The organism is Erythrobacter insulae (genome assembly GCF_007004095.1).
GTDB lineage: Bacteria > Pseudomonadota > Alphaproteobacteria > Sphingomonadales > Sphingomonadaceae > Erythrobacter > Erythrobacter insulae.
The window spans coordinates 1,894,666-1,908,110 of record NZ_VHJK01000001.1 but is presented as its reverse complement, the minus strand read 5'-3'; the positions used below and the strand labels follow the sequence as shown (position 1 = coordinate 1,908,110).

Below are 13,445 nucleotides of genomic sequence, written 5' to 3'. Positions count from 1 at the left end.
TCTCCGATTGGGAATTGGCGCGTTATTTATCCGCGCCGCCATGAATGGTATTTCTCAACCCAACCCAGCAAGCCTTCGGGCTTGTTTGCGCGCTTCCAATTGCCAGCGGCAAATTTGTTCGCTTCGGCCATGGTCGGGTAGGAATGAATGGTGCCAAGGATCTTGTTCAGGCCCAGCTTGTATTTCATCGCGAGCACATATTCGGCAAGCAATTCGCCGGCATGGCTGCCCACAATCGTCGCGCCGAGGATAGTATCCTTGCCCGGCGGGGTCAGCACTTTGACGAAACCTTTTGTCTCGCTTTCCGTGATCGCGCGGTCGAGATCATCCAATTCATAGGTTGTGATTTCGTATTCCACGCCCTGTTCCTGTGCTTCGGTCTCGTTCAACCCCACGCGGGCGAATTCGGGATCGAGGAAAGTGACAGCCGGAATGACGCGGTAATCCGCCTTGAAACGCTTGAACGTGCCGAACAGCGCATTGACGCTGGCAAACCACGCCTGATGGCTGGCGGTGTGGGTGAATTGATACGGCCCGGCGACATCACCGGCCGCGTAAATATTGGGAAACTTGGTCGCAAGAAATTCATCGGTGTTGACTGTGCGATTGGTATCGACGCCAATATCCTCAAGCCCAAATCCGGTTAGCCGCGCTTTACGGCCCACGGCCACAATCAACGCATCGAACGGGATTTCGACGCTGGCGCCATCATGGCTTGCGATAAGCGCGCCGTTGCTGACTTTTACCGCTTCATGATCGGTCATGACGGCGATACCCGCCTCCTCAAGCACCGATTGAGCCAATGCAGAGACTTCGGCGTCTTCGCGGCCAAGCACACGGTCCGTCATTTCGACCTGAGACACTTTCGAGCCTAACCGCGCAAGAGCCTGCGATATCTCGCAGCCAATCGGGCCTCCGCCCAGCACCGCTACTCGCTTTGGTACCTCCTCCATCGCGGCAAAGGCATCCCACATGGTTTCGCTGGTCAGATAACCGCTGCCTTCCAGCCCTTCGATTGGCGGGACAAGCGGCTCGGCGCCGCTGGCAATGATGATGCTACGCGTTGTCAGCCGCTGGACCTCTCCATCATTACGCGCGATCTCGACCGTCCATGGATCAATGATCGTGGCGTATCCTTTGACCACATCGACCCCCAGTTCGGTATACCGCTCCACGCTGTCATGAGGTTCGATGGTTTTGATCACATTCATGACCCGCGCCATCGTTTGTTTAAAGGGCACCACAGGCTCCGCCGCCTGCAAACCATACCGATCGGCGTGGCGTATAGTCGATGCGACCTTCGCGCTTTTGATCAGAGCTTTTGACGGGACGCAGCCGGTGTTGAGACAGTCTCCGCCCATCTCTTTCGCTTCGACCAGCGTGACCTTGGCCTTGACCGTTGCGGCGATATACGCGGAGACAAGACCGGCAGAGCCCCCGCCGATCACGATCAGGTTGCGATCATAGCGTTTTGGCTTGGCAAATCCTTTGTAGACCTTGCGCCGCTTGATCAGGCCGATGATCGCTTTTGCAATCCATGGCGCAATACCCAGCAGCACAAACGATCCGATGACGGCTGGCGATGCAATGCCGGAAAGGCTGTCAATCCGCGCCAGCTGCGTTCCGGCGTTCACGTACACAATCGTGCCCAGCAGCATTCCTATCTGGCTGACCCAGGCAAAAGTCCACGTTTTGATCCGTGTCAGACCCATGACGAGGTTAATCACGAAAAACGGGAACGCCGGGATCATCCGCACGGTAAAAAGATAAAACGGCCCGTCGCGTTCGAGCCCGCTATTGATCGCTTTCAACCGCTCACCGAACTTGCTCTCGATCGTATCGCGCAAAACATATCGGGAGGACAAAAACGCGAGCGTCGCACCCGCTGTTGAAGCGAAAGAAACGAGCACAGTGCCAATCAAAACCCCGAACAGGGCACCAGCCGCGAGTGTGAGAATGGCAGCACCCGGAAGCGATGCCGCTGTAACCCCGACATAGATCAGGAAAAACACGCCGAGAACCAAAGCCGGGTTCTCGTTATAAAAAGACGCCGCTCGATCGACCTCTGTCTTGATCCCTTCGACAGTGAAGACCTCTCCAAGATCGAAGATGAAATATGCCGCAATTAGCGCGGCGATAGCTGCGATGATGAGAATTTTTTTCATAGAAATTGCCTGATTGTTCCCGTTTTCGCAGCGGATGTATGATTGGTTACGCGGGTTTTTAATTTTTGCGGATGACCCGCGCGTACTGTCTCAGCCAGCGTGTGTCGATCCAGTGTTTCAATCTGGCAGCCCAGCGGCCTTGCGCGGCAAAGGGGCCGTAACTGGCAATTGCCTCCCCCCGCGCGGTGGAGATCAGGTAAAGACTGGCAGGCCGGGGGCGGTAGGAATTGGTCATCACACGCCCGGCGGCTGCATCCCGGAGGTTATCGGCCAGAGCAGGTCCGGCCATCACCGCGTGAACACCCGAATGCGGGATGTCCCGATCCTGACGCGACGCAATATCGCCCACGGCAAAAACATGCAGGTGCGATGTTGATCGTTGATAGGCGTCAACCGCTATAAATCCGTCCGCCCTGCAATCCAGACCACTTTCGCTAGGCCAAAGCGGTGCCGCGCTGCCCAGAGCAGCCACAATCAGATCGGGCGTGCTGATGGGGACGACAGCAGTTTGCGAGGTACCAGCCTCGACGCCGCCAGCCTCGACGCCGCCCACTTCGACGCCGCCTGCTTTCAATACGCCGTCTTCCAAGCATGCATTGGCATTGATAACGGCGATCCCCTGCGCGCCGCACTCCGCGATTGCCCGGCGGCGGGCGGCGGCGCTGAATTCCGGCAGCAGGCCCCTTCTGCCGGCGATGATGGTTACGCGCGGTTGATCAACGTTTGAACCGCCCCGGTTGCGCAATCCAAAGGCCAGCTCAACTCCGCCTGCACCCCCGCCAACCACCGCGATATGATCAAGCTTCCCCTGACCCTCGATTGCCTCGACAAAATCACCAATCGGGCGCACGTCCAGCAATCTGGGATCATCGCCCAAAACATGTTTCGCGCGTCCCACTCCGCCTGTATCGATCGAGCATAGATCAAAGGAGATTTCGCCGCCCCGAGAGACGCGAACACTCCGCGTCTCCGGGTTCAACGAGGCACACCGGTCCAAGACCAGCCGGACACCGGCCCGCGCGGCCAGGCCTGCCAGATCGACAAGGCCTTCATCCCTGCCATATTGGGCGCTGATCCAGCCTGGAACCATCCCGGAATACCGCAAGACCGGCTCTGGTGTCAGCAGGGTCGCATGATCAGCCGGTATGCCTCGCCGAATCCAATCGGCCAGAACAGCGACATGCGCATGGCCCCCACCGACCAAAAGGATATGCTGTGCCGGAATGGATCGCCGGATCGCGGTTTAACCGCGCGCAGTCTTTGCGATTGCCACCGCTTCGGCTGCCAGACGGGTCACCTCGGCAAAATCACCGGCTTCGACCGCGTCTTTTGGCGTCAACCAGCTACCGCCGCAGGCGAGCACGTGTGGCAAGGCAAGAAAGTCTGGCAGATTGTCCGCCGATACTCCGCCAGTCGGCATAAAACGCATCTCGCCAAACACTGCACCAAACGCTTTCAGCATCGGCACGCCGCCCGCAAGGCTGGCGGGGAAGAATTTCACTTCGCGCAGGCCCAACGCATACGCGCGCTGAACTTCACCAGCGGTCATTGTGCCGGGGAAAAACGGGATTTTTTCCGCAAGGCAATATTCAGCGATCTCATCAACGAGACCCGGGCAGACGATGAATTGCGCGCCCGCTTCATGGACTTCCTTCGCCTGATCCAGTGTCAGAACGGTACCCGCGCCGACGATAAGATCACCGCCGCGCTCAATAATCGCCTTCATGCTTTCCAGCGCGCCTTCACTGCGCAGCACGACTTCGATGACGCTCAATCCGCCTTCGCCCAGCGCTTTGGCAGTCGCCACAGCCCGGTCCGCATTGCCATCGCCAATCAACGGCACGACCGGTGCGGCCTTCAATCGTTCATTCAAGTCAGTCATTTTTATTCCTTATTGCCAAATTTAGGTGCGTTTGCGCGGAACCGTGTGAAAAACGGTGCGTTTGTTGGTTGCTGCAACGGGGTGATCCTCGCCAAGCGACCGGGAGGGATACCGGGCTGCGCACAAAGACGAAACGCTTTTTTGATGCCCAACACGGAACGCTCTGTCATGGCAACTGATAATGCTAGCTACGGCACCAGATTATCGCTGGTGACGTTTTTTCGCAGGTTTCTGGAGATTCTCAAGCCTGAAGCCAGCTTTTACTGGTTGACGCTGGTCTACGGGATCGGCGTGAGTTTGCTGTCGCTGGCAACGCCAATTTCGGTCCAGCTGCTGATCAACACCGTCGCCAACACCGCGTTAACCGCGCAATTGGTCATGCTTTCGCTGACGCTGTTCGGCTTACTCGTGCTGTTCGGTTTGCTTAATGCGCTACGGATCCATTTGATGGAGCTTTTTTCCCGCCGGTTCTATGCCCGGATGGTGTCAGAAATTGCCTTGATCGCCGTCTATGCGCAGGACCCGTTTTTTGGCGACCGCAAGAAAAACGCGCTGTTCAATCGGTATTTCGATGTGATCAATGTCCAGATTGCACTTCCCGTCTTGTTCATCGGCGGGTTCTCAGTGGTGCTTCAGGTGGCTGTCGGGTTCGTGCTTGTGTCCCTCTATCACCCGCTGTTCCTGGTCTTCACACTCGTGATGAGCGCTTTGATCTGGGTGATCTGGCTTGCATGGGGTGGCCGCGCCATTCGCACAGGCATAGATTTGTCCCATGCAAAGCACGGAACCGCAGGATGGCTGGAGACGATTGGCGATTCCAACGGTTTCTTCAAATCGCAGCGGCGCATTGATTACGCGCTGGATAAGACAGACGAATTCACCCACACCTATATCGGCGAGCGAAAGCGGCATTTCCGCCAGCATTTTTCGCAAACCCTCGCTTTCTTGCTCATGTATGCTGCGGCAAGTGCGGTTTTGCTCGGCCTGGGCGGATGGCTCGTTATTCAGGGCCAATTGGGCCTGGGACAACTGGTTGCCGCAGAGCTGGTCTTGTCCGTCGCGTTTTTCGGGGTCGCGCAGCTGGGCACATACCTCACCTATTTCTATGATCTTTGCGCTGCGATCGAAGAGCTCACCTTGTTCTATGATGTGGAGCAGGAAAAGATTGCAGGCGACAATCCAGTAAACGGTGACGATCACACACTTGTCTTCAAAAACGTACGCGGCACCGCCCGGCATGAAACTGCGGAAATCAATCTGGAGATTCCCAGCGGCTCCATCATCATGGCCGGATCAAGCCAACACGGCGTGCAAAGATTGTTTACCAATCTGCTGAAACTGCACGAACTACCCGACACCGGGTTCGCCACGATGGGCGGGATCGATTTGAAGGATATCGAGGCGTATAACCTGCGCAAAGACGTCCACGTGCTGGAACGGCCCAGCTTTGTTGGCATGACGATCCGCGAATATCTCAACCTGTCATGCCCCAACACAGCAAAGCAGCGCATGGCCGCAGCGCTGGAAACAGCGGGCCTTACCGAGACAATCAGCACCTTCGAAAAAGGTCTCGATACACAGATCGCGTCAACGGGTTGGCCGCTGTCCTCGGTCGAATTGCAACAGTTGAAACTGGCCAATGCGCTGCTCGAGCAACCCCGTGTGCTTGTGCTCAGCCAGCTTTTCGATCTGGTCGATGAAGACAGCTTGGCGCGCGTGATTAACGAATTGCGCGAGCAAGCATATTCAACCGTTATCTGTTTCTCGAACCGCCGGATTGATCTGGGCTTTGACCGCTTTTTGTATCTCGAGGCAAAAGAGCAGCGGTATTTCGACAATTTCGATGATTTTTGTCTGGCAGTAAACCAAAAGCGGCCGCGCAAACCCAGTGGTCCGCGGCCACTTTTGCCTGACAGTCATGATACCCCTGCCTCCCCTGATGCAATTGCAGGAAACCATGAGGTGACCGGACAATGAGCCTGATCGCACGCTCTCGTGAAGACATGGCGCACTTCACCGCGCTTGCCGCGATCAAGAAGCCGCGCATCATGCGCGCTGTTTATTTCATGGTGCTGACTGGCATCGTCGCCAGCGTCGCGTTCCTGATTTTTGTACCATGGGTTCAAACCACGGGCGGGCAAGGTGTGATCACCACGCTGAACCCGAATGAGCGCCAACAAGAGATCAACGCCGCTGTGTCAGGCCGCATCGAAGAATGGTTTGTGCGCGATGGCAGCGCCGTTTCGAAAGGCGATCCGATTGCCCGGATTGCCGATATCGATCCGCGCCTGATCGAGCGGCTTCAGGCCGAACGCCAACAAATCGAAATCCAGCTGCAATCCACCAAAAACGCGCTGGCCACCGCTCAGATTGACGAACGCCGGATGGCCGAGCTGTTCGCATCGGGCCTAACCGCGCGGCGCGATTACGAACAAGCCCAGATCCGTGTGGAAGAAATGCGCGGACGCGTAGCCGAAGCGCAGGCCAATCTGACCCGCGCCGACACCGCTCTTTCGCGCCAGTCGGAACAATTGATCGTTGCGCCGCGAGACGGTTTTATCCAATCCGTCAACGCTGGCGATGCAGCGACATTGGTTTCTGCCGGCGATATTCTGGCCACATTTGTGCCCGAAACGTCCGAGCGCGTCGTCGAAGTATTTGTTGATGGCCGCGATGTCGGATTGCTGCTGCCCGGTGAAAAAGCCCGCATTCAATTCGAAGGCTGGCCCGCTGTTCAATTCAGCGGCTGGCCATCGGTGGCCGTTGGCACGTTCGGCGGAATTGTCACCACAGTTGACCAATCGGCGCAGGCAGATGGCCGGTTTCGGGTGTTGATCGCCGAAGACCCCGACGCAGAAGAGCCGTGGCCCAAAGAACGCTATGCGCGTTTCGGCGCGGCCGTGCGCGCATGGATCCTGCTTGAAACCGTACCGGTCGGCTATGAAATCTGGCGCCAGCTCAACAACTTCCCGCCGGAACTTCCGTCTGTTCCAAACACGCAAAGTCAGGCGAACTGATCATGCGTGGGTTGGCCGCTCTTCCTTTTGCGGTGTTGGCATCGTTCGGGTTTGCCGCGCAGGTTGCCGCCCAGAATATCGAGCCTGTGGCTGATCCCCTGGAACAAGCCATTGCCGAAGGCCCGCTTTTGCCGAGCGAGGTTCTGCGCAGTTCCGCGCTCACTTTCCCCAGCATTCTGGAAAGTTTCGAACGCGAAGCCGCAGCGCGCAGCGACCAGCTTTCCGCCGATGGTGCTTTCGACCTGATCCTGAAAGCCGAAGCCTATGACCGGGTGACAGGCACATTTTCCGGCGGTTTTGCCGAAGTCGGCGCATCTCAACCGCTTCGCCCGCTGGGTGCCGAAGTGTATGGCAGTTACCGTATCTCGGATGGCCGTTTTCCGATTTACGAAAATTTCTACAACACCAATCAAGCTGGCGAATTGAAAGTCGGTGCGCTGTTTTCGCTTTTGCGTGACCGCCGGATCGATAAACGCCGTTTTGCAATCGAAGACACGCGCATTGCCGCCAGCCAGGCCAGCCTCGATGTCTTGCTGGTCCAGCTTAAAGTCCAGCACGACGCGCTCAAAGCTTATTGGTATTGGCTGGCTGCGGGCCGCGAAATCGGGGTTTACGAGGAATTGCTGGAGATTGCGCAGGCCCGAACCATCGGCCTGACACGAGAAGTGCGCGCAGGTGCCAAACCTCGCATAGCATTGACCGAAAACGAACAGAATGTGATCCGCCGCAAAACCTTGCTGACAGAGGCGCAGCGCAATTTCACCAATGCATCAAACAGCCTTTCATACTTTTTGCGAGACAGCGCCGGGCGTATGATCACGCCAACGCGCGAGCAATTGCCTGATACCAGCACGTTGGAAGCTCTTCCCGATATGCAAAGCCTCCTGTCGCAAGAGGTCAGCGATGTGATGGACAACCGGCCTGAACTGCAAAACTTCCGCTTGGCCATGGAGCGCGCGACGAACAAAATCGAGCTGCGGCGCAACGATCTGCAACCCAAACTGGAGGTTGGTGTGGAGCTGTCCCGCGATTTTGGCGCGGTTGGTGACGGCGGGTCGACATTCGATTCCACTGACACGGTTGTCGGGGTGAAATTCACTGTACCATTACAGCGCCGCGAAGCGCGCGGCAGGTTGCAACGTGCCGAGGCCGAGCTGCGCGAAATGGAGCTGCGGGAGCAACGCGTGAGCGACCAGATCGAGGTCGAGCTTGGCAATATCCTCACCAATCTTAACGCGTCGCTCGATCTCGCTGATCTTGCCGGTCAAGAAGTGGAGCAGGCAAGCGCGATGGTCGCCGCCGAACGCAAACGGTTTTCGCTTGGAGCGGGCGACTTTTTTCTTGTGAACCTGCGTGAGGAAAGCGCCGCCGATGCTCAGGTCCGTGCGATCCGCGCTGATTTGAAAGGCCGATTGGCTGCGGCCAGTTATTCTGCCGCGACAATGGACCTCGACGAACTGGGGCTGAATTGACCCGGTTGGCGGCGCAGCAGCGCCAAGCTTTGCAGGTTAGCGGCCTTTAATCCGGTTCCGTGCCGTCACCAACGCTTCTGGCGTGTCGATATCGGTTAGCCAGTCCGGCGAGCACGCAAGCACCTGCCCTTTGGATAGGATCCCGCGCGCGCCTGAATCGCCGCTCGACCGAGCCAGACTGCCAAATTGATCCGAACCGAATATCGCAGGCGGCATACGGGTATCCGCAACCGCCGAAGTTGCAATACATTGCGGGCCGATGTCTTTCGCAGCGTTGACGAGCGCCGCAAAGTGCCGCTCGGGCACAAATGGCATATCGGCAAGCGCGATCATCAATCCATCGAGCTGTGCAGCCATCGCCATCGAGGCCGCAAGCGCAACCGATGATCCCATCCCGGTTTCAGCCTTCGGATTGACATGGACATCGAAGCCCGCCTCGCGCCAGCCATGCGCGCACGGATGCTCTGCATTGGCCGTAATCGCCCACGCATGGGTAAACAATGATAGCGGCAAGGCGCAGGCTGTATGAACACCAAGCGGCATCCCGCAAAAGTCGGCTGTCAGCTTATCATCGTCGCCGAAACGGTGCGAAGAACCCGCAGCGAGCAGCGCCGCGCCAAGACGCCTTTCACCGGCCATCATCAGTTTCAAAATCGCTGTCTTGATAGGCTCGGATAACTTCCGCGAGCGCCGATAGCGCAAGCGTTTGCGGGTCGCGGGAGGAATGGAACACACCGATAGGCGCGCGGATGGAGGATATCCGCTGCGCGCTTACGCCTTTATCACGCAGGGCCTCTGTTCGCATTGCATGCGCTTTGCGTCCGCCCATCGCACCCAAATAGAAATGCGGCAGATCGAGCGCGCGGGCGATCAGGTCGATCTCCCAATCGTGATCATGAAACAGAAACACGAACGCAGTCCACGGATCGCTTTCCAGCAGATCGGTTTGGGTCGTGCGCTTAATCACCTGCACTGGGGTCTCATCCGCAGTCAAAGACGCCGCAATCGCTTGATCAGGCGTCAACACCGATACCGCGCAGTCCATCGTCTGCGCCAGCTTTGCCAGCGTGTTTACGCCTGCTCCGTGACCGATGATCTGGAGTTTGGGCGCGGGCCAGTGGCCGAACACACCGGTATTGTGTTCTGGATCAAACGCTGCGGATTGCCACTGCGCAACGTGCTTTGCCCCGTCTGCACTGATTGCGATGGCGAACGGTGAACGCGCTTTGATGGAGCCAAGGCAGTCGGCGGCCAGCCCGCCCGATCCCAGCGGCTGAAAATGCAGATCAAGCCCGCCGCCGCAGGGTAATTTGATGTCGAGGTAGCGGGAACCTGCGCCGAAACGCACCGTTCGCGGCGCAGCCACCTTCATCGCATCAATGGCTTCGGAGACAACGGCATTTTCGATACAGCCACCGGAGAGGGAACCGGCAAAGTTGCCATCTTCAGCCACGCCCATGACCGAACCCGGATTGCGCATGGAAGAACCCTCAACCGCGCATACTGTCACCAGCACGCTTGCCTTTCCGGCAAGCCGCGCCTCGTTCAGAAAAACAAAGACCTCTTTGAAATGCACCCGGTCGTTAAGCTCGCGCTTACTCGCTCAAACTTTCAAGATACGCGATGATGGCTGCACGGCGATCAGCATCATCGACTGCGCCTGCGACCATGATTGTACCGGGAACGAGGCCTGTCGGATCCGCCAGATACCGGTCCAGTTGAGCCGCATCCCAAGTGATGCCGGAATTCGCCAAAGCCTCCGAATACGCAAAATCATCAAGCGATCCGGCCCCGCGTCCCACGACCCCATAAAGGTTAGGCCCGGCCATAGACGCCTCGCCCGCTTCTGCGACATGGCAGCCGGTGCACATTGCAAATGCCGCTTCGCCAGCGGCAACGATATCGACTGGCGCTGCCACTGCCGGTGCGGCATCGCCGGGCTCCCGAACCACGATTTGCTCAACCACTGGCTGTTCCGCAGACCCGCCGCACGCGGCCAGCATGATGGTCAGCAGTCCTGCTCCCAATAACGCCTGATTACGCATGGTCTGTTCCCTTATATCCCGTTGTGTCTCTTTAAGCGTCGGTTACGCAAACTGCTTCGCAATCGGTAATTCACGCAATCGTTCACCGGTTGCCGCGAAGATCGCATTGGTCAAAGCGGGCGCTGCGGGAGGCAATCCCGGCTCGCCCGCGCCGCCCACTGGCACATCGCCGGAATTGATCAATGCCACTTCGATTTGCGGCACTTCATTCATGCGCAACATCTTGTAATCGTGGAAATTGCTCTGCTTGACTGCGCCATCTACCAGATCAAGCTCACCGTACATTGCCGCCGTCAGGCCGAACACGATGCCGCCTTCGATCTGGTTTCTAAAGCCATCGGGGTTCATCACATATCCCGCATCGCAGGCTGCCCAGCAATTGAGCAATTTGGGCTTGCCACTGGACATATCGACTTCGATGACCTCCGCTACAATCGTGCCAAAGCTCTCAACAATCGCGACGCCTTTGGCAGTGCCTTCGGCACGATCGCCAGACCAATCGCTCATCTCGGCAACCTTTTGGAGAACCGCCGTGTGACGCGGCGATCCCTTGAGCATGGCCAGCCGGTATTCCAATGGATCAGCCCCTGCTGCATGGGCCGCTTCGTCGATGAAGCTTTCGATGAACCAACCCTGCTGCGAGTGATCGACAGAGCGCCATGCCTGGAACGGCAGGTGCAAATCGGCCGCTGCAACCTTCACGCTGGTGTTGGGGATATCGTACATTGCCGGAACACATGCCTCGGGCGGATCGTGGCGCTGCGTAAAGATACTGTTGTACGAAACCAGCGCCCCGTCATCGGCAATACCAGCGCGGAACCGGCAAAGATCGGCAGGGCGATACATCGCCTTTTGCGTGTCTTCCTCGCGGCTCCAGATCAATTTGACCGGATAACCGGTTGCCTTTGAAACACGCGCCGCCATGGCGACATATTCGCTTTCAAGGCGGCGCCCGAATGCTCCGCCCAGATAGGGCTGATGGATGATCACATTGTCAGCCGAAAGTCCCACTGAATCCGCCACCGCGCTACGCGCCATCAAAGGGACCTGTGTACTGGTCCAGATGTCGCATTTGCCGTCTGCGAAATTCGCTGTGCAGTTCAGCGGCTCCATCGGAGCGTGAGCCAGATAAGGCGCTTTATATTCCGCCTCGATCTTGGTGGCCGCGCTTTCAAACGCGGCTTCGGCATCGCCGCGCGCTGCAGCTTCTTCACCGCCAGCATCAATCGCGCTGGCAAAAGCCGCAAATTGATCTTCGGTGGTCTTGATCGGGCTCTCCGACTTGCTCCAGCCGATCTCAATCGTATTCACCGCCTGCTGTGCCTGCCAATAGCTGTCCGCGACTACGGCGACGAAATTACCCATATTAAGGATTTGCAAGACGCCGGACATTTCCTTGGCGCGGCTGGCATTCATGCTTTCGGCGGATGTTCCGGGAACCGGTGCACGGATCACAGCGGCATAGGAAAGGTCAAGACCTTCGGGTACGGCATCAATGCCGAATTCCGCTGTGCCGTTGACCTTGGCCGGGATATCGGTGCGGGCCTTGCTCTTGCCCATAAGACGATACTCGGACGCTTTTTTCAGCGTTGGCGTGGAATCCATCGGCTGCTCTGCAGCGGCCGTCGCAAATTCAGAGTAAGGCGCGGATTTGCCCGACGCTTCATGGATCAGCGTGCTGTCGCGGGTCACGATCTCTTCTGCTGGAACGCCCCATTCATCGGCAGCGGCCCCGATCAACATCTTGCGCGCAGCGGCACCTGCAATTCGCATCTGATATTGTCCGGTCGACCGGATCGACGATGAACCGCCGGTAATCAGCAAGTCCATCGATTTGCCAAGCTGGGTAAACAATCCATCCCAAGTCGGCTCAAGCCAATCGGCGGCGTTGAGCGTAAACGGAGCGGCAAACATGCGCGCGGTATCGCTCACAATGTAGCTGCCATCGGCAGGCGCCTGCATCACGCGGACATTGTCCCATGCCGCATCCAATTCATCGGCCAACATCTGGGCCAGCACCGAATGGGCGCCCTGTCCCATTTCGCAATGCGGAACGATCGCTGTCACGATGTTGTTGGCGTCAATCTTGACCCAGCTGTTCACCAACTGCTCTCCGGCTCCGCCCGCGATTTTCGGGCCAAGAGCCCCGACCGGATTGCCCGGACGAACACCGATGCCGATCAGCAGTCCTCCACCAGCCAGCACGCCGGCGCCGATAAATCCGCGGCGGCTCCATTTGGCGAGTTTGCTGCGCTCTTTTTTCGCGCCGTTTTCTTCAGGGGTCATATCGTTCATGGCTTATGCCTCCCCCGCCAAACGTTCGGACAGCGGTTGCTCTTGCCCGGCCGCGACTTTGATAGCGCGGCGAATGCGGGTGTAGGTCCCGCAGCGGCAGATATTGCCCGACATTGCGGCATCAATGTCATCATCGCTTGGATTGGGATTGTCACGCAGCAAAGCGGTTGCCGCCATGATCTGGCCAGACTGACAATATCCGCATTGGGGAACCTGTTCGCTGATCCATGCTTGCTGGATTTTGGTCAATTCACCTTCCGGCCCCGCAATGCCTTCAATAGTGGTGACCGAGCGGCCTTCAGCGGCGGAAACCGGCGTTGAACAGCTCCGCACAGGCTGACCATCCAGATGCACGGTGCACGCACCGCATTGCGCGATGCCGCAGCCAAATTTTGTCCCGGAAAGTCCAATCTTTTCACGGACAACCCAAAGGATTGGCATCGCCGGATCAGCATCCACCGTTACCGGCCTGCCATTGAGAGTGAAACTTGCCATTACAAAAATTCCCCGCACTTCGCTCTAAGTTGCAAGCAGCAATCTATCCTAACACCAGCATGATTGAAAGAGAC

Annotated in this window: 11 protein-coding genes; 3 read left to right on the top strand and 8 right to left on the bottom strand. The window is 57.8% G+C overall.

The window, feature by feature from the left end:
• Positions 1 to 26 precede the first annotated feature (26 nt).
• Genes FGU71_RS08975 through eda form a run of 3 tightly spaced genes read right to left on the bottom strand, consistent with a single transcriptional unit; the run spans position 27 to position 4,047 of the window.
• Complete coding sequence (locus tag FGU71_RS08975) at positions 27 to 2,165, bottom strand: FAD-dependent oxidoreductase (RefSeq protein WP_142788250.1); 2,139 nt, start codon at positions 2,163 to 2,165, stop codon at positions 27 to 29.
• A 58-nt stretch (positions 2,166 to 2,223) separates the two neighbouring features.
• Positions 2,224 to 3,369, bottom strand: coding sequence for an FAD-dependent oxidoreductase (locus FGU71_RS08970; RefSeq protein ID WP_234035706.1), 1,146 nt, complete (start codon positions 3,367 to 3,369; stop codon positions 2,224 to 2,226).
• Between the two features lie 39 nt (positions 3,370 to 3,408).
• Entirely contained in the window at positions 3,409 to 4,047 is a 639-nt protein-coding gene (gene eda / locus FGU71_RS08965) for a bifunctional 4-hydroxy-2-oxoglutarate aldolase/2-dehydro-3-deoxy-phosphogluconate aldolase (protein WP_142788248.1), read from the bottom strand.
• 168 nt (positions 4,048 to 4,215) lie between these two features.
• Here eda and FGU71_RS08960 point away from each other — a divergent pair, with 168 nt between their 5' ends.
• From FGU71_RS08960 to FGU71_RS08950, 3 genes are read left to right on the top strand one after another with little or no spacing between them, the layout of a single operon-like run.
• Positions 4,216 to 6,024 (top strand): ABC transporter transmembrane domain-containing protein, encoded by a 1,809-nt coding sequence (locus tag FGU71_RS08960; protein WP_142788247.1) that lies wholly within the window; start codon positions 4,216 to 4,218, stop codon positions 6,022 to 6,024.
• Positions 6,021 to 7,064: an efflux RND transporter periplasmic adaptor subunit gene (locus FGU71_RS08955; protein ID WP_142788246.1), complete on the top strand. Its 1,044-nt coding sequence runs from the start codon at positions 6,021 to 6,023 to the stop codon at positions 7,062 to 7,064. Before FGU71_RS08960 ends, FGU71_RS08955 begins: the two co-directional genes overlap by 4 nt.
• A gap of 2 nt (positions 7,065 to 7,066) precedes the next feature.
• Entirely contained in the window at positions 7,067 to 8,536 is a 1,470-nt protein-coding gene (locus FGU71_RS08950; RefSeq protein WP_142788245.1) for a TolC family protein, read from the top strand.
• 36 nt (positions 8,537 to 8,572) lie between these two features.
• On the opposite strand, the gene FGU71_RS08945 is transcribed toward FGU71_RS08950, so the two are convergent.
• Genes FGU71_RS08945 through FGU71_RS08925 form a run of 5 tightly spaced genes read right to left on the bottom strand, consistent with a single transcriptional unit; the run spans position 8,573 to position 13,371 of the window.
• The gene (locus tag FGU71_RS08945; protein WP_234035770.1) at positions 8,573 to 9,178 is read right to left on the bottom strand and encodes a nucleotidyltransferase family protein; all 606 of its coding nucleotides are present in this window, start codon (positions 9,176 to 9,178) and stop codon (positions 8,573 to 8,575) included.
• A complete protein-coding gene (locus FGU71_RS08940) occupies positions 9,165 to 10,112 on the bottom strand; it encodes an XdhC family protein (RefSeq protein WP_234035705.1) in 948 nt (315 codons plus the stop codon). Before FGU71_RS08940 ends, FGU71_RS08945 begins: the two co-directional genes overlap by 14 nt.
• Before the next feature lie 19 nt (positions 10,113 to 10,131).
• Entirely contained in the window at positions 10,132 to 10,581 is a 450-nt protein-coding gene (locus tag FGU71_RS08935; RefSeq protein WP_142788243.1) for a c-type cytochrome, read from the bottom strand.
• Between the two features lie 42 nt (positions 10,582 to 10,623).
• Positions 10,624 to 12,876, bottom strand: a complete 2,253-nt coding sequence (locus tag FGU71_RS08930; RefSeq protein WP_142788242.1) for a xanthine dehydrogenase family protein molybdopterin-binding subunit — start codon at positions 12,874 to 12,876, stop codon at positions 10,624 to 10,626.
• Between the two features lie 3 nt (positions 12,877 to 12,879).
• On the bottom strand, positions 12,880 to 13,371 hold the full coding sequence (locus FGU71_RS08925; RefSeq protein WP_142788241.1) for a (2Fe-2S)-binding protein: 492 nt from the start codon (positions 13,369 to 13,371) through the stop codon (positions 12,880 to 12,882).
• Positions 13,372 to 13,445 lie beyond the last annotated feature (74 nt).